The following is a 19151-nucleotide window of genomic DNA, read 5'->3' as shown; positions in this document are numbered from 1 at the left end:
TCCGGCGCGATTCGCGTTGGCCCCAGCCGTGCAATGCCAGACGTCGGACAACCGAGGAGGCTCCATGCTCGACTCTCAGAAGACCGTCGCCCAGCTCGTTCTCGACCACTCCGAATGCGCCGCGGTGTTCCAGCGCCATCGCATCGACTACTGCTGCAGCGGACAGGCGACGATCGCCACAGCGGCGGAGGAGAAGCGGGTCGACCTCCACCTGCTCCTCTCCGAGCTCGGCCAGGCGATCGAAGAGCGCGCGGACCGCGCCGGGACCGGAACCGATCCGCGAACTCGCTCGACCAAGGATCTGATCGGATTCGTCATCGCCCGGTACCACGTCCCCCTCCGCGCGAGCCTGCGCTTCGTGCAGCCCCTCGCGATGAAGGTCCGCCGCGTGCACGGGGACCACAACCCGCTCCTCGTCGAGCTGGACGCTGTGGTCACGGAGCTGGCGGAGTCGCTCGTCGAGCACATGGACGTCGAGGAAGAGACCCTCTTCCCGGCGCTGCTCGCCGAGGCGCCAGACGTAGCCGTCGTCGCCCGCGAGCTCCAGGCGATGCAGGCGGACCACCTGGAGGTCGCCGGCCTCCTCGAGCGCATGCGGGCCGCCGCCGAGGACTTCCGGCTCCCTGACTGGGCGTGTAACAGCTACCGCACTCTCTTCGCCGAGCTAGAGAAGATCGAGGCGGATCTCTTCGAGCACGTTCACCTGGAGAACCACGTGCTCATGCCGCGCTTCGTCGCCGCCTGAGAGCAAGGGCGATGGGTCAGCGCGGGGGGATCGGCGCCTTGCGGAGGCGTCCCCACGCAACGAACGCTGCGAGCGCCCCGAGAACGAAGTTCATCGGCACCGCGGGGAGCTCGCCCCGCATCGCGTGGAATCCCGCCGCGAGGATCATGACGATCACGAGGCAGGCCCCTGCGACCGAGGTGAGGATCGGGCGGATTCGGGTGATGGCCGGCAGGATCATTCCGAGCGCCCCGGCAACCTCCGAGGCGCCGATGAAGCGGACGAGGCCGATCGGCAACCCGGGCATCTTCTCTGCCAGCTCGGCCATGGGCGTAGCGAGCTTCATCAGGCCTGCCATCCCGAACATGACGGCGAGGAGCACCTGGGCGATCCAGAGAGAGATCCCCCAGGCCTTCGAGGGAGTGGGGGCTACGGCGGCTGCTGCAATGGACATCAGGTTCTCCTGCGTGTGTCGACTCGGAAGCGGGGAAGCGCCGCGAAGTGACCTCTCGCGGACCTTGCGAGGGCGGAACCCATGGGGTTCACTCCGGTCACTTCTTGGTGGATAGTTCCCTTTGGTAACCGGCGGCAGGATAACGACGGCCGGAAATGGCGCAAGGAGGCACACCCATGTCACCAACGCACACCTCTGAGTCCTGTCTGGCCGTCCGCGAGGTTCTCAACCGGGTGGGCGACAAGTGGAGCGTCCTCGTCGTCATGCTCCTCGGCGACGGTCCCAGGCGCTTCAGCGACCTCAAACGCGCGATCGAGGGGATCTCACAGCGGATGCTGACGCTCACGCTGCGCGGCTTGGAGCGGGATGGCCTGGTGGCACGCACGGTCTTCCCAACGAATCCGCCGCGCGTGGACTACTCGCTGACGTCGCTGGGACACACGCTCATCGAGCCCGTGCGCGCGCTGGGCGCGTGGGCGGACGAGAATCGATTCGAGATCCAGCGTGCGCGCGAGGACTTCGATCGGAGGACCACGGCCGAGCTCGCTCCCGCCTCCTCCCGGTCGGCTGTAGGGGAGGGCGCATGAGCGCATTCTCCTACCCGGTCACCGCCAGCCTTTTTGTGCTCACGGCGCTTGCCGAGATCGGCGGCTGTTTTCTCGCCTTCATGGTCCTGCGGCAGGATCGGAGCGCATGGTTGCTGTTCCCGGCGCTGGTCTGCCTCTCCGCCTTCGCGTGGTTGCTGACCTTCCACCCGACCGCCGGACGAGCGTATGCGGCTTATGGCGGCGTCTATGTGGCCTGTGCGGTGGTGTGGCTCTGGCTCGTCGAAGGCCAGCTCCCCGACCGCTGGGACATCGCGGGAGCCGCTTTGACACTCGCGGGGGCCGCGCTCATCGCGTTCGCCCCGCGAGCGTCGTGAGGTCCCGCACAGCTCGCTTCCGACGATCGGCATAGGAAGCCGATCGTCGGCCGCCCATCGGCGGCGTGGCCGATTGGTCGGTTGGCGATATGGCGGATCTTCATGGTGTTTCCCTCGGTCTCACCCGGGGTGGACGATCGTGCGGCGACCATGGCGAGCGTCTGCCTTTTTCGCGCAGAGGAACGCGCCCATGCATCCCCCGCAGAGGCGGGCCGGAGGTTCCCGTCGGTTCGCGAGATCGACCGCAAGATTCGGAGTGCGGGGCGTTCCGGCCGGCTTTAGGTTCCGACGCCTGATGGACCCTTTCGAGCGTCGAACGACTCCTGGCCGCAAGGCGGGGTGAACGGGATACGACGATGAACGCGACGCCTGGAATGGCCGACAATGTTGCCGCCGAGCCGATGGGCTCCGGCGCGATCGTCTGCGAAGACGGTCTGGCGAGGCCGCCGTGGGCCGCGACCGATCCCTTGCTCCGGTCTTACTACGACACGGAGTGGGGGATGCCTGTCCACGGCGAGCGAGAGCTCTTCGAGCGGATCAGCCTCGAGGTCTTCCAGGCCGGCCTCTCCTGGGCGACGATCCTTCGAAAGCGCGCGGCGTTTCGCGCGGCCTTCCGGGCCTTCCAGCCGGAGCTCGTCGCCACGTTCGACGAAACGCGGGTGGATGAGCTCATGAGGGACCCGGCGATCGTCCGCAATCGGTCCAAGATCCTCGCGACCATTTCCAACGCTCGAGCGACCCTCGCCCTACGTGTAGCGGGTGGCCTCGACGCTCACATCTGGTCGTTCATGCCGCCCACGACTCCGGCCCCGCGCACCGTCGGCGAGATCCCCACCTCGTCGGCGGAGTCCACCGCGCTCGCCCATGCGCTCCGGGCTCGAGGATTCGGTTTCGTCGGTCCGACGAACATGTTCGCGCTCATGGAGGCGATCGGCATGGTCGACACGCATCTGGTCGGCAGCCATCGGCGAGGCACTTCGGGGCTCTGGCCCTCCAGTCGATCGGCGAACGGCGCCTCGCGCAGGTAGAAGTAATGAAGACCGCTTGGCGTCGGAACCCACGCGCTTGGGTGAAGTCCATTCGCACCCTGTTTCCAACGCACTAGGGCTGGCCGCCAGGTATGCTGTGGGCCTGTGAATGTCATCAGGTGGGCGCACATCGTTACCGGTGTTGTGGCTCTTGGCGCCTTCTGGATCCCGCTGGTGGCCAGAAAGGGCAGCCCTGTTCATCGGCGCGCCGGCTGGGTCTATGCCTTCGCCATGTGGGCCGCTGCGCTCGCCGCTTGGGCGATCTGCGCAGCACGGTTGCTGGATGACAATGAGGCGAACGACGCCGGGGCACGGTTCCTGGCATTCGTTGGCTTGCTCGCAGCAAATGGCGCGGCGACCGGCATTCGGGTGTTGAGAAGGAAATCGAGAGCGACCGAAAGAGCGAGCATCTTCGACACCGGCTCCTCTGCCTTCCTCCTCGTGGCTGCGGTTGCGCTCGGCGGCGTGGGCATCGTCGAGCATTCGACGCTCCACATCGTGTTCTCCGCGCTCGGTGTCTTCCTCGCGATCCGACAGCTCCGATACTGGCTCAAGGGCCCGGCCACCAAGATGGATTGGTGGTACACGCACATGGGCAACATGCTCGGGGCGTGCATCGGCACCGTGACGGCCTTTCTTGTCGTCAACGTTCCGCGATTCGGTCTGCAGCGATACGCGCTCTACTTCTGGATGGGCCCGGGCATCTTGGGCGGGATCGCGATCATCTTCTGGACCCGCTTCTACCGCTGGAGATTCGAAGGGCGTTCGCGGCGTCCGGCCAAAGAGGCGGAGACGCCTCCCGTGGCATGATCCCGCATGGGATCCGATTCAACTTTCGATCTCTTTCTCGGATCACCTTTGCCCGTTTTCGGCCCCCGCGTGTCCTAGTAGCTGCGCATGAACGGAAGAGCCATCGACGAGCTCTATCGCCGGTACGGTCCCGCGGTTCTCCGCAGGGCGCGGGCCATTCTCCGGGACGAGCAGGGGGCCAGGGACGTGCTCCAGGAAGTCTTCATCCGGGCGATCGAGGAGGGCGGCAGCTTTCGTGGCGAGTCCTCCCCAATGACCTGGATGTACCGGATCACCACCAATCTCTGCCTGAACCGGATCCGGGACGAGGGCCGTAGGGCCCGACTTCTCGACGAGCACGTCGCCAGGGACGAGGAAGCCCGACCTGCCACCGCGGACGAGCGCCTCACCCTTGCGAGGATCCTCCGGCGTGTGCCTGACGGTCTGCGTGAGATCGCGGTCTACTACTACGTGGATCAGATGAGCCACGACGAGATAGCTGCCCTGGTGAAGACGTCGCGCCGAACGGTGGGCAACCGGTTGGAGGAGTTCCGTCGTCTGGCCCTTGCAGCTGCCGAGCCCGTCGCGGAGGTGGTGTGATGAGCGGGTCCTTGGATTTCATTACCGCCCGCAGGGAGGATTGCCTCTCGGATCTGGTCCTCGACCGGCATCTGGCCGGCGAGCTCGCCGGCACGACCGACGCCTGGCGCGTCGCCGCCCATCTGCGGAGCTGCTCCCGATGCGACGGCCGCCGTGCCGAGCTCTCTTCCCTGGCGCGAAGCGTCTCGGAGGAGAGCCTTCCAGCCGAGCTCTTGTGCCGGGCGGATAGAGAGACGAAGGCCTCTCGACCGTGGGGTGATCGCCTGCGGGAGTGGTTGGGCCTGAGGGCAGGCGGACGGATCGTGCTCGCCGTAGGCGCCGCTGTGGCGGCGATCTCGCTGGTGGTGATCCTTCCCTCGAAAGAGCCGACGGAAGGGCTCCGGTCGAAGGGGGGCGGCGCCCTCGCTCTGATCGTCCGCTCTTCGGCGGGGCGCGTCGATCGGGTGCTGCCGGGGGACGAGCTCGCTCCGGGGGACGCGATCCGCTTCGAGGTGTCGTCTCCGGCCACGGTCTCGGTGTCGATCGTGGGGATCGACGCAGCCCACGCGGTGACGACTTACGTGGTCGGCGCCGAAGTCGGCGGCGGGAAGGCCCAGGTCCTACCGGGGAGCATCGTCCTCGACGGGACCCTGGGACCGGAGCGGATCGTGGCGCTGTTCTGCGAACGACCGGTCCCGGCCCAATCGCTGGTGCTCGCCGGCTGGGAGGCCTTGACCAAGGCAGGCGGCGATCCGGCTCAGGCGATGGAGCTCGAGGTTCCCCGCTGCAGCCAGTCGTCGGTGCTGATTCGAAAGGTGGCCAGGCGATGAGGGGGCTCCTCGCGCTCCTCTTCGTTCTCCTCGCGGCGGGGCCTGCCCAGGGCGCCCGCCGTTTCGCGTTGGTGGTGGGGTCCAACGCCGGGGATCGCAGCGAGGTGCAGCTCCGCTACGCCGAGTCGGATGCAGAGCGCCTGGCCCGGATCCTCCGGGACGTGGGGGATTTCGAGGCGCAGGACGTGCTCCTCGTCACCCAGGCCGACGCCGAGAGCGTGCGCCGGGCCCTGATCGGGATCAACGCCCGGGTACGGTCGGAGCCTGGCGGGGCCCTCCTCTTCGTCTATTACTCCGGCCACGGCGACGCCGAATCGCTCCACCTCGGCGGCACCCGGCTCGACATGCGGGAGCTTCGCGATCTGGTGGCCGGTTCGCCGGCGACGGCCCGGGTCCTGGTGATCGACTCCTGTCGCTCCGGCGCGATCACCCGAATCAAGGGTGGAAGCCCTGGGCCCGCCTTCCGAATCGCGTTCGACAGGCCCAGCGCCGAAGGCGTTGCGATTCTCACCTCGAGTGCCGCTGGTGAGGACTCTCAGGAGTCGGATTCACTCGGGGCCTCGATCTTCACCCATTACCTCGCCTCCGCCCTCCTCGGCGCGGCAGACCACGACGGGGACGGCCGCGTGACCCTGGGCGAGGCCTTCGCCTACGCGTCCGAGAGGACCCTCTCGGCCTCGGTCTCCACCGCCGCCGGTCCCCAACACCCCACCTACCGCTTCGACCTCGGAGGACGCGACGATCTCGTCCTCACCCAGCCGGTCCAGGCGGGGAGGCGGATGGGGATCCTCGCCTTTTCCGAAGGCGGATCGTGGCTGGTGAGCGAAGGAGGATCGCGTCAGTCGGTGGTCGCCGAGGTGACCACCGATGCCAAGGGGGCCCGGCTCGCGCTGCGGCCCGGCTCGTATTCGGTGATCAAGCGCGGCCGCGACTTCCTGCTCCAGGGGGAGATCTCCGTGACCGAATCCGCCACCACCCAGGTCGAGCCCGGCTCGTTGCGGCGGATCGATTACGCCCAGGTGGTGCGCAAGGGAGGGACGGAGAGGGCGTCGACCTGGAGCGCCTTCGTCCAGAGCGGCGTACGCGGTTCTCTCCTCGAGCTCGGCGGCGCGTTCCAGATGGGCGTCGGGATCCGCTTCGACCTTCCTCTGCTCGCCATCGAAGGGCGCGTCGGACGATCGACGTCGAGTACGACCGGCGAACGCCTTCGGATCGACACCCGGGAGCTCTCGCTCTCCCTAGGCGCCCTCCACGCCTTCGACCTGGGCTTCTTCAGTCTCGGCGCCGGCGTCGAGGCGGGAGGTTCGTGGTTCGACCAGGCCTTCCACGAACGCCAGACCCCCGACCGAAGGTCCTATGGACTGCAGGTGGGGCCCCTGGCCACCATCGAGGCGCCGCTGGCGGGACCGCTCCACCTTCGCATCGACGGCGCGCTCCTCACGTATTTCCTCCCGGGCCAGGGGCGAACCGAGACGCCGGTGACGTTCCGCGCGGGAGCGGGTTTGGGGATGTTCTTCTAGGAAGGGACACGATGCAGAAAAAGCTACTGTTCCCCTTGATGGCCGCTGCCGTCGTCGGATGCGGCGATCCGATTGCCGCCGGAACCTACCGCGGAGAGCCGCTGGTTCGCCTCCACGGAACCCTCGTCGGCGACGCCGGCACCTCGTCGATCCGCCATCCGTATCTGGCGATCGTTTGGTTCAACATCAGCGATCTCAGCATGGGCGAGCCCGAGGCGGTGACGATCCTGGCTCCGATTTCGGCCGGTCCCCTCTCTAGGGAATTCACGGTCGATCTCTGGGACCCTCCGCCACGGAAGGCAATTGGAACGTCGTACGGAAGCGAGATGGCTCTGGGAGTCGCAGTCGCGATCGACGACGTGGACGGAAACGGGCGGGTGGAGATCGATCCTCTGACCAACACGATCGCGCCCCCCGATCTCGCCTTCGGCGGAGCCTTCAGCCAGTGGCTGATCTTCGTCGGTTCCACGGGCAGGGCGGAGTGCCAGGAGATCGCCTTCGGCAAGCAAGGCGTGGTGCCAGGAGTGTATCTCACGAGCACGGACGAGTGCTCGGCTCCTTTTCCTCTTTTGTCAAAGGACACGCCCCTCGAGATCTCCATGTTCCCTCCGGCTTCGGACCTGTCCACGGTTCCCGGGGCCGAAGGAGATCCGGAGGGACCTGACTGCTCGGCGGAGTGTGGGCAGCCGGGCGAGCCGTATTGGTGCAAGGAGGAGATTATCATCGTCCCGTGTATCGAGGGTATCTGCGTGCGAGACGAGGAACGGTTCGCGAAGTGCGTCGAACGCCACTGCAGCGGCGATTGGTCGTCTTCCTGCATCACGAGCTTGTGCGAGAAGGAGGCGGCTGCCTACGAGAATTGCATCGTGAAGTCGTGCAGCATGAACACATTTTGTAAGCCGTGAACCTTGCCCGTTTCGCGGCATCGGGTGTCCAAGGAATTGCAACGCATGAGGCGCAAGGACGCCTTCGAGGAGGTTGCAATGAAGAGTTTGATTGGGAACATCCTGGTGACCAGCACGCTGGTGGCCCTGTTGGCGGGGTGCAACGAGGAGGTGGAGAGGAAGACCGGGCACGTCGCCTTGGCCGTCGTCGCCGGTGAGGTTGCCCAGGCCAACGACGGCCTCGTGAATCCTCACGTCGGGCTGGTCTGGACGAGGGTCGACGACGTGGCCTTCGAGCCGCTGTTCGCGACGGAGTCGGCGCCGCTGCAGGGGAACTTCCCCGAGGCGTTCAACCTGTCCGTATTCTCCCTGCCGCCCAGCGAGATCCTCGCGACGATCGAGGACGGCGACGCGGTTGTTCACCTCGGTTTCGCGGAGATCTTCGCCTTCGAGGACGTGAACGGCGACGGCACCTTCACGGTGAACGACTACGGCATCGACGCTCCGGACCGGATGTTCGGGATCTCCTGGCTCGACTTCCTGGTCTACCTCGACGCAGCCCCGTCGCAGGAGCTGGCCCAGGGGATGTTCTCCAATCCGGAGAACGCGAGCGCCGGGTTCCATCTCGTGCGCTGGGCGCCCTGCGACGGACGGTTCGAGATCCTGGCGCCGGGAACGGTTCTCGCGGTTCGGACCTTCGAGCCCAGCTCGCAGTTCCCCGCGACCGATGACTGGTATGACGAGGTCCAGTGCCAGGTGACGTACACCGGCGCTTGCGCCAATCCCGATAGCCCGGAGTGCCAGGGCTGCCTGGATGCGGCCTACTTCGGCTGCACCCAGGTCACCTGCGGTGCCGAGACCCAGGCTCTCGATGCCTGTATCCAGGCCTCGGGTTGCCTCGAGAGCGACGATTGGACCTGCCTGCAGGAGCACTGCGGCGCCGAGGCGGACGCGGTCGACGCCTGCATGAACGAATGCGACGACTGGATGTCTTGCTTCTACGAGGAGCTGTGATCTCGGCCTGAACCGACGAGATTCATCGCACGAGCGGCGGCGCCTCGGGCTCGCCGCTCGTGTGATCAACTGCCGCCCAGGTTCCGGTTGTTGAACCATTCGACACGGGTTCGGGAAGCAGAACCGCTGGCGTTCGGCGCTGCGAACCAGAGGCCCGAAAACCGCCCGAAGAGGCGCCTCACCCGGTCGGCATGCCTGCTGCACGAGAGCGGAACGGTGGAAGGATGCCCCTTCCGCCGAGGAGAAAACGATGAGAAATGCTCTTTTTGCTCTGATCGCCTTCGCCATCCCGGTCGCTGCGTCTGCGGCCCCCCCGCGCCTCCCGGATGACATCAGGACGGAGCGTTCCCGCCCCTCGTTCGTGCAGATGGTAGAGGTGCGGCGGAACGACCAGGTCAGGGCCGACACGTATCGCCCCGAGAAGATGCCGGAGCAGGTGAAGAACATGCTCAAGGTTGATATCTGCGCCAACAAGGCGGCCCGCTGCGACTAAGGCGACGATCCCGGCCAAAGCGAGCGTCGGAGCGAGGCGGCGATCGTCTCGTTGATCGCCTTCGCGCTCGCTTCGCTCGGGCGAGGGCTCGCGGATTCCCGCGGGCTCTCGTCCATGAAGTCGGCCTACTCGTTTTGTCGCAGCAGCGGGAGCTTGGGATCGAGGAGGTAGCCATCGGTCTGGTGCAGCAGCACGTTGGTGAGTCCCAGGTTTCGGAGCGCCCAGATCCCGAGGTAAACCCGCTTCATGGCGACCTCTGGGTGGAGCTGCACGCCGGGCCAGCCGAGCTCGAAGAGATCGTTCGGATCCAGGCCAACGCCGGGAGAGCTGAGCCTCTTGTCGGCGAGCGCATCGAACATGCGACGGAGGGCGCTGCGCCGGCGCAGGTCGACACGCTCGTTTCCCGCTACCTCGAACCACGCGCCAGCCGATCCAACCCGGAGGCCCATCGCAGGAGCCTGAGGGCCCGGTTCGCGTGAGCCGGCAGCCCAGAGATCCAGGTCTTGTCTGAGCAGACGGATGGCCTTGGATAGATCGCCCACGTTCCCGGACTCCTGCGACGACGCGGCGACCAACCGCGAGCGGGCGCGCTCGACCAAGGCCTCCGCCTCGTTCCTTTGGCTGGAGGCAAGAATACGGGCGGTGGCGACTTCCAACGTCCCCTCGACGATATTCGCCGCAGAGAGACTGCCTTGATCGTTCACCGAGAGGAAATAGTCCCTCGCTTCCTTCAGGCTCCTTCGCGCTTCGGCCAATCTCCCGACCCTCGCCTCCATCACAGCGACGAAGGGTAGGAGCGCAGCGTGAAACCCCTTGACGCCGCATTCTTTCAAGATCGATTCGGCTTGGATCAGGCGACTGTCGGCGAGCTCGACGTCTCCACGCTCGAGCGCAATGACGCCAAGCTGCCCGATTACGATTCCCTCCCCATGCCGGTTTCCCATCTCTCGATGAATCGCGAGGGACTTGATCGAGTAGCTCTCCGCCTCGTCCAGCCGGCCGGCAGCCAGGTCCACTCCGCCCAGATTCATGAGGGTGTTGCCTTCGTAGGTGCGGCTCTCCATTTGCCGGCTGAGTATGAGCGCTTCGTGCAAGGCCCGACGTGCTTCACGGAACCGTCCCTGGCTGGTCCAGACTCCAGCGATCCACGTCAGCGCAGCGCCTTCACGCCTCACGAAGCCATGCCGGCGAAAGATCTCGAGCGATTGGTCGTAAAGGCGCTCCGCATCGTCGAGGACCAGGCGGGCCAGCTCTCTCGTCCCCTGGGCCATCAGCGCAATGCCTTCGATCAGTGGTTCACTCTCGGCGCGACCGATTTCGAGGGCGAGCTCGAGCAAAGGAGCGGCTGGATCGATCTCTCCCTTGCGAACGTAAAGCGATGCCGCGTGAACGAGCAGGTGACCCTCCCTCTCTCGGTTCCCAACGCGGCGTGACAAGGCCAGGGCCTCCTCGACGCCGGCGAGCGCGGCCTCGATCCTCCCGTGCGGCGTAATCATGTTGGCGCGGTTTGCGAGCGCTCGGATGATGAGGTTCGGATCGCCGCTCCGCCGCGCGGCATCGAGCGTCGTCTCCACGAGATGGGTCTCGGAAGGCGGCTGCCCTTCCAGGAACATCACCGGCGCGAGCGCGAGCCCAGCTCTCGCGGCGAGAGCCGGGTCAAGGTCGATGGAGCGCAAGTGGATCGCTACGAGGTTCTCGCGCTCGGTCTTGAGCCAGCGAATCGAATCCAATCCATCCGGACCCTCGATCCGCTCGACGTGGCGTTCGCTGTTCGAGAGGAAGTACGCCGAATGTCTCCGGACGGTCTCATTCTGGAGGCCGGATCGTTGTAGCTCACGGTCGGCAAACTTCTTTACGCTTTCGAAGAGTTGGAAGCGAGGCGGCTCCGAGTCATCGAGCTGGAGAAGGCACTTGCTCCGAAGTCCATCGAGGAGATCGAGTATCTCGACCTTGCTCGCGTCCTCATCGAGGATCTCCGTCGCCGCTTCATAGGTAAAGCCACCCTCGAAGATCGAAGCGCGGGAGAGAATGGTCTTCTCGCGAGAGTGGAGGAGCTCCCAGGTCAGCGTGAGCGCCCCGAGCAGGGAGCCGTGACGTCCCGGTGTTGCAGAGCGAAGCAGCTCCAAGCGCTCTTCGAACCGGGACAACAACGCCCGAGGGGGAAGGACACGCACCCTTGCTGCTGCCAGCTCGATCGCCAGCGGGATCCGATCGAGCCGGACCACCAGCTCTTCCACTGCGGGTTTTTCCGACTCTGAAAACGTCCGATCCGCCCAGGCCCGATGGGCTCGTTCCAGATAGAGGGCGACGGCATCGGCAGCTTCGAGGGGGCCGATCTCGACGCGAACTTCTCCCTCCATGCCGGTCGGCAAGATGGAAGTGATCAGGACCTGAAGCTCGATGCAGCTGTCGAGCCACGAGCCGGTCAGCTCGCCTACCCACGTCGCCACCGAATCGGCGTTGTCCAGGAGCAACAACGTCCGCCCACGAAGGGCGATCGCACGCGCCAGCTGCTCGCCCTGTTTCTGCGGGATTCCGAGGACGCGAGCGACGGAGGCCTCGACATCCGATCGGTTCTGGCAACCAGCGAGGCTGCAAAACCAGGCACCTCCTTCTTCATGGAAGGAGGGGGCCATCTCCGCTGCCACCTGGCGTGCGAGACGCGTTTTCCCAATCCCGGATGGGCCGGTGAGCGTCAGACACCCGGTCCCTCGACTGAGATCCTCGACCAGGAGAGCGCGTTCACGCCTGCGCCCGATGAACGGGGTCCGATCCCGTGTGGTCCTCGACGACGCGATCCGCAAGCACTCTCCCGCGTGGCCCGGTGTGACTTCGGGCCGATGCTACCAACGGGTCGAACGCGCGTCCATTCACGAGGGGAAGATTTTCCGGCAACTGAAGGAATCAGCTTGCCCCCCGGCCGCAGGCTCTGCGCCGAGGGGCAGCTCATTCGGTTTCCTAGAAATCTAGAGACCAGCGGGCGTCGTCGCGGGTGAATTGGCAGGTGGTCGCGGAGGTCATCTCGAGCTTACCGATCACCTGGAATTCGGTTCCGTTTTTGAAGTTCACGTCTTCGTCGTTGACGAGCCGTCCCGCACAATAGATCCGGCTCCGAAGAGCCCTGGGCTCCAAGGGCGTTCCGTGCCCGGACATCCCCACGAAATAGGGATGCGAGACGCTGGGATCGCGGATGCCCATCAGGGTGACTCCATACATATTGGTCGCAAACACTCCGGAGGGATCGCCCTGAGTGTCGTCCCAGCTGCAATCCTGCAGAAACATTCCCTGTGCGCTGCAAGTCTGTGAATAGTTGATCCACGAATCCCTGTCGTCCGGGTCTCCACCGTCGGAGTGGAGAAGGGTGAGGAGGGGAGTGAACCACTCCGCCTGGTCTCTCGCCTCGATCCAGATCCCTTTCGGAGGATCCGCGTGGACAGGGATGCGGCAGCGGTGGCCTCGCCCGCTTTCCCCGACGATCATATGGTCCAGAAGGTAGTCGCCTACGATCCAGGGCACGAAGGATGCCTGGCACGAAGAAGGATCCGTGTCGGACATCCTCGAGGTCCGGTCGCCTACCGCGACGGACCATTGGCAGGTCTCTGCGCCGGCATTCGTGGAGACGACCGCTGTCTGGCGGCCAGCGACGACTTCGCCGTCCGGGGAGCATTCGGCCTTGGGCCACTGGCAGGGACCGTCGCCGCACGGGGCAATCCCATGGCCCACGATCGTCATCCGCAACGGCTCGGCGAAACCCTCGATCAGGAACTCCACCGTGCCGGTGTGCAGGCCGAGCGTCTTTGGTTCGAAAATGACGGGGATCGCGTAGGGCCTATCTGCCCGTATCACCCCATCGTAGTTGCTGGATCGTCCGAAGTCGAAGGCCTCCGACGTGGGGTTTCCCCAGCCCGCCCCCACCATGTTAACGGTGCCGGAACGCCTCAGGCGAACCGCCGCCATGCCGACCGTGAGCCGGTCGATGGGCGTTGGCTCGAACTCGAGCGTGATGGGGTCGAGGTATGGGTCGAGACCCGCGACCAACTGGGCGTAGAGCAGAACCTCCCGCCTGGGCGTGTCACCGTTTCCAAGGCCGAAGGAGAGGCCCGCCTGCACCGCGCCGTCCCTTCCCGGCGCCTTCAGCCCGACGGTCAGGACGAGGCTCTCGGAAGGAGCGATGACGAAGTTGTCGGGGGGCTGGTCGGCCAGGCTGAACAGGGATTTGTCGGGACCCTGGAACTGAAGTCCCCACAAAGGACATCCCGATGCGCCCTTGTTGACGAGACGGATGTCGCGTTGGCTCAGCACCTCGGAGTCGACGATGCCGAAGCGCACCTCGGCGGGATCGATCGTCACCTGGCAGTTGACCGGAGGCATTCCTTCGCCATGGAGAGGGAGCCGGAGGACGGGCTGCTCAGGGGATGAGGTGTGAACCACGAGGTTCGCGGACATCTCCCCCTCTCGAATGGAGTGAAAGACGATTTCGAGCTGGAGGTCCTCGAGACCGATCTCGGAGGGCAGGCCAACCGGTGTGACCGAGAACGCATCGGCGTTCTCGCCGTCGATCTCGTAGTCGAGGAGGACGATGCCGGTCGGGTTCGAGACGTTCTCGAGCGAGACCGAACGCCTGGTCTCCGAACGTGCCGGCTGTCGTCCGAAATCCAGCGAGGGTGGATCGAACGCGAGATAGGGGCCGCCTCCATTGCCTTCGAGGCGTACCGTCACGAGCTTGGCGCCTTCAAGGTCGAGGAGGTGGAGCGCGGCGCTGGTCGCGCCGTCGGCCTTCGGGGAGAACGCGACGGTGATCTCCGCGTCCTCGCCCAGGTCGAGCCGGCTCGGGTACTCCTGTGCCGGCAGCCAGAAGATCTCCGGATCGCTCGCCTCGATCGACGGAATCTTCAGGTCGACGGCGAGATCTCCCGTGTTCGAGATGCGCACCCTCATGAGCCGGGTGAGACCCGCGCCTACATCGCCGAACACGAGCGGATTCGGAGTCGCTTCGAGCTTCGCGAACTTCGGCGCGGCGACGAGATGCTCCTTGTTCTTGCATGAAGAGGAGACGAGAAGAAGTAGTCCTACAAACAGCCACCGACGCAGGTTCATTGCCCACCGCCTTGCAGGTCGTGTCGCTCCTTGTCCGAGCGGATGCGCGACCGGCGTCCATTCCGCACGAGACGGCCAGGAGCAGGCTCTACAAAACTTCTTTGATCACCTTTAACGCCGCGGTTCGTTCGAAAGGGTCGCGCGGCCGGCGGCGCGACGCGGGCTCCCTCGATCGACTATCAGGCGAAATCAGGCGCGACGCGGGGGCGGAGGGGGGACAATCGAGCGGTTTCCCTCTTCGAGGAGCGTCAACTTGCGAACGATCCTGGCTGGTGTACTCGCGCTCGCGGTTCTTTCCGGCGGCTGCGCATCGGGGTCCGGTGGCTCATCGGCGGGTTCCGCCGGTTCGGGCGGAACCGGTGGAACCGGGGGATCCGCCGGCGGAGGCGCCGGTGCCGGCGGCAGCGGAGGTCCCGCCGGTGAAGGCGGTAGCGGAGGTACGGGAGGCGACGCCGGCAGCGGAGGCACCGGCGGAACCGGCGGTATGCCGCAGTTCGATGGGACTATCGAGATTGCCCCGGAGGCCCCCGACGAGTGCGCGCCGGATTGCGCCTACCTCCTCCAGGAGATGCCGCGGTCCTTCGTCGCCACGCTGCGCGGCCTCGACGGCGAGGTCGTCGACGGCGTGTCCGTGATCTGGTCGAGCAGCGACGAATCGATCGCCTCGGTGGACGCCGGGATGGTCACCGGCATCGCGCCCGGGACCTTCCATTTGTCGGCGTCGGCCGGCGCCGCATCCGCGACGATCGAGCTGGAGGTCGGCGGCGAACCGCTGAGCGCCATCTTCGTGGAGACACCGTCCGGCCTCGGAGAGGTGGTCGTGGCCCAGGGGGGCGCCGCCACAATCCGCGCGCGCGGGCAGCAGGGCGGCGGCTGGTTCTCGCGTCCCGTGGTCCTCCTCGACATCTCCTGGGAGATCGAGGATCCGAGCGTGGCGGCCATCGAGTCCCAGGCTGTGGTGGACGAAATGCCGACCATCGTGGTCCGCGGCCTCGCCGCGGGAACGACCCGCGTTCGCGCCACCAGCCGCCAGGGCCCCGGCCTGGTGGGGACGATGGACTTCGAGGCGGTCACCGGGGACGTGCCGGCGCCAGCGCTCTCCCTCGACACGATCGCGGTGGGCGGGCGCCACGCCTGCGGTCTCGGAGCGGAAGGCGCGCTCTGCTGGGGCGACAACTCGTCGCTGCAGCTCGGCGTCGGTTCGCAGATGATGATGGAGAGCCGCGCGTTGCCCGTCGCCGGCGGTTTGGAGCTCGCTACCCTCGCCCTCGGAGGCCGCCACTCGTGCGCGCTCGACGCGGCCGGTGCTGCCTACTGCTGGGGCTCGAACGACGAGGGACAGCTCGGTGTCGACGAGAGATCGCAGATGATCTTCGACAGCGCCGTGCCGCTTCCCGTCGCGGGCGGTCTGACGTTTTCGTCGATCGCGGCAGGCGATGCACATACCTGTGGCATCGACGTCGACGGCGTCGCCTGGTGCTGGGGGAGCAACTTCTTCGGCAAGCTGGGGACGGGCAGCACCGCCGATTTCCAGATCCGTGCCCCAGCCCATGTGGCGGGTGGGCACGCCTTCCGCCAGATCGCCCCCTCGACGTCGTTCACCTGCGCCCTGGACGTCGACGGGAGGGCCTGGTGCTGGGGCGCCCATACCGGCGCGCTAGGCATCGGGCCGCTTCTCTTCGGCGAACCGTCCCGCCACGCCGCGCCGATGGAGGTCTTGGGCGGCCATGTCTTCGCCGAGCTGGCCACCAGTGGAAACCACGTCTGCGCCTTGGCTGGAGACCGGACGGCCTGGTGCTGGGGGCGCGCGGTCGAAGGGCAGCTCGGCACACGGGTCGCGCCCGACGAGGTGGGGGAGGTCTCGGAGCCGGTGCAGGTCGAGGGCGACCACATCTTCGACGGAATTGCCGCTGGCGCCTTCCACACCTGCGCCGTCGACGCCGAGGGCGAAGGGTGGTGCTGGGGTGGCAACGCGTCCGGACAGCTCGGCACGGGCGATCTCAATGACCGCCAGCTGCCTGCGCGGACGCTCGGGGCGCTCGCGTTCACGGAGATTCGTGCGGGGGGCGACTCGTCCTGCGGCTTGATCGAAGGGGGCGGCGCGTATTGCTGGGGCGCGGGCGAGGCCGGCCAGCTCGGCACGGGCGGCGTCGGGATGCGCCCCTTGCCGACCCCGGTAGCGGCTCCCTGAGGATTGACGAATGCGAACGTGGGTACTGTTGGTTTTCCTCCTCCTCGGCGCGATCGCTTGCGGCGAGGAGTCGGGCCGTCGCGTCGTCGACGGCCAAGGTGGCTCGGGCGGCGCCGGCGGCAGCGATGCGGGCGGCGAGGGCGGCGAGGGCGGTAGCGCCGGCGGCGGCGGGGAGGGCGGGGCAGGCGGTACGGCAGGCACCCCGGGTTCCAGCTGGGACGGATACGTCTTCGATCGGCAGTGGCGCCATCAGGGCTTCGCGGAGGTGGGCGCGCTGGTGGTCGCCGACTTCCTGGGGGATGGAACCACGCAGGTCGCGGTGGGCGGCAGGCGTCCCCTGCTGTTCTCGGGCGACGGAAGCGGTGTCATCTGGTTCGCCGACTGGGCTGCCACGGACAACCTCCTTCTGGGCGGGGACAACGACTGGGTCTACGACCTCGCGGCGGTACCGGCCGGCGACGGCCGCGCCAACCTCCTGGTGGCCAGCAGCATGGGCGACGCGACGCTCTTCGACGGGCGCGACGGACAGGTGATCTGGCGCATCCCCATCGAGGCGAAGTTCCCCTTCTTCACCGTCTTCGACAGCGCGGCGGGGCCCACCTTCTTCCCGCACTTCGGCGACGCAGCCTTTGCGGCGGAGACCGGAGAGGAGCTCTGGAGACTCCCCGTCCAGATGGTGCCGACCTTCGTCCACCGCTCCTCGTGCAGCGGCTCGGATGGCCTCCTGCTGGTGGACGAGGGAGACGCGTGGGTCGGCGGCCCCGGACAAGGCCGGCCGGGATCGGTCGCGTGCCTCACCGGCAACGGTGGAGCCGCCTTCTCCTTCGCGCTGGGCGCGGGCGAGCAGCCCATCGCGGCGGGGCGGGTCGACCTCGACGGCTCGGGAATCGACGACACGGTGGTGGCAACCTGGGGCCGGCCGCTGCGCGTCTGGGACGGGCAGGGCGAGCTAAGGTGGCAGAGGGACGTCAAGCTCTTCGGCAACGATCCGACTCGAACGCTGGTGACGCAGATCCTCGCCCGCGATCTGGACGGCGACGGAAAGGAAGAGATCCTCGTCGTGGCCAGGGACGCCTGGGCCGCCGACATCGCGAGGAGTCCCACAATCGTGCTGGCGCTCGACGCCAACGGAACCGAGCGCTGGCGCCTGGGCACGGTCGGCTACGTGACGCATGCGGAGGTGGCGGAGTGGGGCGGAGAGCCGCTCCTGCTCCTCTCGACCGGCTACCCCGACCTTGGGACTCCCGGCGGCGCCATCGCGGTTCGGCTCGCCAACGATGCCACCGACCGCGTGCGGTTCCGCTTCGACACCTGGGCGCAGATCCGCACCTTCGCTGTGGGCGGCGACACCCTCGTGCTCGGCGGCGACGACGGGATGCTGCGGGCGATCGATGACGCCGGTGCGCTGCGCTGGGAGAACGATCTCGGGTCGTTCTTCACCGCCTCCGGGGCGATTCCGATCGGCGCAGAGGATTGGCTGGCGACGGGCGACTACCAGGGCTCCCTCGCCCTTCTCGACGCGACGGGGACACGCCGGTGGTTCCGGCGCCTCGAGGTCGGCCGATGGGGCATTGTGGTCGAAGTGGCCGCGGCCCACGTCGAGCGCGACGGCGCCGCGAAGATCGTCGCGGCCGCACGGGCCATGCGGTCGGACGGCGAAGGCGTGATCGAGCGCTTCTCCCTCGATGGGATCCGGGAAGCGACCCTGCCCCTCATCGGAGAGCCGGTCGCAATGGCGGTGGCCGACCTGGACGGCGACGGGGTGGACGAAGTCCTCGTCCTCGAGGGCCGCCGGGCCGGTCAGACCTCCTGCACTCTGCGGTGCTACGGCCAGAGGTTCGACCAGGCCTGGGCGACCGCAATCGCTCCTTGCCAATACGGCGAGATCTCGGTCGGAGAGGTCGACGGCGCGGGCAAGGTGGCGATCGTGGTGCGCACCGAGCCCGGCCTCATCGACTACCCCAACACGCTCTCGGTCGTGAACCCCGACGGCGTGCGTCGCTGGCTCGTCCCGGAGGAGACCGAGCTGAGCCTCTGGGCCCGCGCCGTTCCCGGCGGCCTGGTCTTCGGAGGCGCTACGACCGAACGCAACGGCTTCGTGGCGCGCCGGGACGGCCTCACCGGCGCCATGCAATGGAAGTCTCTCCTGCCACCCAAGCCGAATCCCGTCGATCCCGACGGCGAGAGCCTGCCGGGCGCCTCGTGGTTCGGCCACGTGTTCCAGGAGGAGGGAGTGCTGCGGATCGCGGCCACCACCTGCAACAACGAGGCGGTCCTCCTCGACGGCGCCACAGGGGACATCGCCTGGAGCGTCGACACCGAGGTCGAGCCCCATTGGCACCTCCATCGCCGCAACGGCGGGCCCATCGTCTTCGTGCCTGGGAGCGACTCCGTCCCACCGCACCTCGTGACCGCGCAGTCCGCCGACTCCCGCAGGCGCGCCGATGCGGTGGTCCTCCTGATGGACGGGACGCTCGGCGAGCGCGTGCCGATGCCCGGCGAGGCCTGGCGCGCCGTCCCGCTGCGCAGGAGCGACGGCTCGACCGCGGTGGCGGTCCAGGTGCTCCTCGGCGTGCACGCCGTGGGAGTTCGCCCGGTGGAGTGAGGCGGCTGTTATGCTCGGGCG

17 protein-coding genes and 1 pseudogene are annotated in these 19151 nt (G+C 67.1%); 14 read left to right on the top strand and 4 right to left on the bottom strand.

All coding sequences use genetic code 11. The annotated features are described in order from the left end of the window. Positions 1–64 precede the first annotated feature (64 nt). Entirely contained in the window at positions 65–745 is a 681-nt protein-coding gene (locus tag AKJ08_RS07570) for a DUF542 domain-containing protein (RefSeq protein WP_050725512.1), read from the top strand. Between the two features lie 16 nt (positions 746–761). Here the strand turns inward: AKJ08_RS07570 and AKJ08_RS07565 are convergent, their stop codons facing one another. Further along, positions 762–1178 carry a DoxX family protein gene (locus tag AKJ08_RS07565; RefSeq protein WP_050725511.1) on the bottom strand — a complete coding sequence of 139 codons (417 nt, stop codon included), beginning with the start codon at positions 1176–1178 and terminating at the stop codon, positions 762–764. A gap of 176 nt (positions 1179–1354) precedes the next feature. Here AKJ08_RS07565 and AKJ08_RS07560 point away from each other — a divergent pair, with 176 nt between their 5' ends. The 10 genes from AKJ08_RS07560 (at position 1355) to AKJ08_RS07515 (ending at position 9237) form a co-directional block, all read left to right on the top strand. After that, on the top strand, positions 1355–1765 hold the full coding sequence (locus AKJ08_RS07560) for a winged helix-turn-helix transcriptional regulator (protein WP_050725510.1): 411 nt from the start codon (positions 1355–1357) through the stop codon (positions 1763–1765). Then, complete coding sequence (locus AKJ08_RS07555) at positions 1762–2100, top strand: YnfA family protein (RefSeq protein ID WP_050725509.1); 339 nt, start codon at positions 1762–1764, stop codon at positions 2098–2100. The genes AKJ08_RS07560 and AKJ08_RS07555 overlap by 4 nt, the downstream gene beginning before the upstream one ends. 356 nt (positions 2101–2456) lie before the next feature. Further along, entirely contained in the window at positions 2457–3128 is a 672-nt protein-coding gene (locus AKJ08_RS07550; protein WP_050725508.1) for a DNA-3-methyladenine glycosylase I, read from the top strand. A gap of 174 nt (positions 3129–3302) precedes the next feature. After that, on the top strand, positions 3303–3938 hold the full coding sequence (locus AKJ08_RS07545; RefSeq protein ID WP_157370554.1) for a hypothetical protein: 636 nt from the start codon (positions 3303–3305) through the stop codon (positions 3936–3938). 87 nt (positions 3939–4025) lie between these two features. After that, entirely contained in the window at positions 4026–4517 is a 492-nt protein-coding gene (locus tag AKJ08_RS07540; protein WP_050725506.1) for an RNA polymerase sigma factor, read from the top strand. Then, the gene (locus tag AKJ08_RS07535) at positions 4517–5326 is read left to right on the top strand and encodes a hypothetical protein (RefSeq protein WP_050725505.1); all 810 of its coding nucleotides are present in this window, start codon (positions 4517–4519) and stop codon (positions 5324–5326) included. The genes AKJ08_RS07540 and AKJ08_RS07535 overlap by 1 nt, the downstream gene beginning before the upstream one ends. After that, on the top strand, positions 5323–6846 hold the full coding sequence (locus AKJ08_RS07530; RefSeq protein ID WP_050725504.1) for a caspase family protein: 1524 nt from the start codon (positions 5323–5325) through the stop codon (positions 6844–6846). Before AKJ08_RS07535 ends, AKJ08_RS07530 begins: the two co-directional genes overlap by 4 nt. A gap of 11 nt (positions 6847–6857) precedes the next feature. Beyond that, positions 6858–7751 carry a hypothetical protein gene (locus AKJ08_RS07525; protein ID WP_157370553.1) on the top strand — a complete coding sequence of 298 codons (894 nt, stop codon included), beginning with the start codon at positions 6858–6860 and terminating at the stop codon, positions 7749–7751. A 78-nt stretch (positions 7752–7829) separates the two neighbouring features. Next, on the top strand, positions 7830–8744 hold the full coding sequence (locus tag AKJ08_RS07520; protein WP_157370552.1) for a hypothetical protein: 915 nt from the start codon (positions 7830–7832) through the stop codon (positions 8742–8744). Between the two features lie 250 nt (positions 8745–8994). After that, positions 8995–9237 (top strand): hypothetical protein, encoded by a 243-nt coding sequence (locus tag AKJ08_RS07515; RefSeq protein WP_050725501.1) that lies wholly within the window; start codon positions 8995–8997, stop codon positions 9235–9237. Between the two features lie 125 nt (positions 9238–9362). Here the strand turns inward: AKJ08_RS07515 and AKJ08_RS20360 are convergent, their stop codons facing one another. Continuing rightward, positions 9363–10574 (bottom strand): tetratricopeptide repeat protein, encoded by a 1212-nt coding sequence (locus AKJ08_RS20360; RefSeq protein ID WP_338062188.1) that lies wholly within the window; start codon positions 10572–10574, stop codon positions 9363–9365. Between the two features lie 531 nt (positions 10575–11105). Between AKJ08_RS20360 and AKJ08_RS20355 the strand changes: the two genes are divergently transcribed. Further along, complete coding sequence (locus AKJ08_RS20355; protein ID WP_240475465.1) at positions 11106–11495, top strand: hypothetical protein; 390 nt, start codon at positions 11106–11108, stop codon at positions 11493–11495. Positions 11496–11585: 90 nt separating this feature from the next. Here the strand turns inward: AKJ08_RS20355 and AKJ08_RS20875 are convergent. Both AKJ08_RS20875 and AKJ08_RS07505 read right to left on the bottom strand, forming a co-directional pair. Then, positions 11586–12041: pseudogene (locus AKJ08_RS20875) on the bottom strand (AAA family ATPase); the annotation flags it as partial. A 154-nt stretch (positions 12042–12195) separates the two neighbouring features. Continuing rightward, positions 12196–14334 carry a choice-of-anchor D domain-containing protein gene (locus AKJ08_RS07505; protein ID WP_050725499.1) on the bottom strand — a complete coding sequence of 713 codons (2139 nt, stop codon included), beginning with the start codon at positions 14332–14334 and terminating at the stop codon, positions 12196–12198. Positions 14335–14587: 253 nt separating this feature from the next. On the opposite strand from AKJ08_RS07505, the gene AKJ08_RS07500 reads away from it, so the two are divergent. Further along, positions 14588–16525, top strand: a complete 1938-nt coding sequence (locus AKJ08_RS07500) for a hypothetical protein (RefSeq protein WP_157370551.1) — start codon at positions 14588–14590, stop codon at positions 16523–16525. Positions 16526–16535: 10 nt separating this feature from the next. After that, positions 16536–19130, top strand: coding sequence for a VCBS repeat-containing protein (locus AKJ08_RS07495; protein WP_157370550.1), 2595 nt, complete (start codon positions 16536–16538; stop codon positions 19128–19130). Positions 19131–19151: the final 21 nt, after the last annotated feature.

Source organism: Vulgatibacter incomptus, from assembly GCF_001263175.1.
GTDB classification, from domain to species: domain Bacteria; phylum Myxococcota; class Myxococcia; order Myxococcales; family Vulgatibacteraceae; genus Vulgatibacter; species Vulgatibacter incomptus.
The sequence above is the reverse complement of the archived record's forward strand: the minus strand, read 5'-3'. Positions and strand labels throughout refer to the sequence as shown.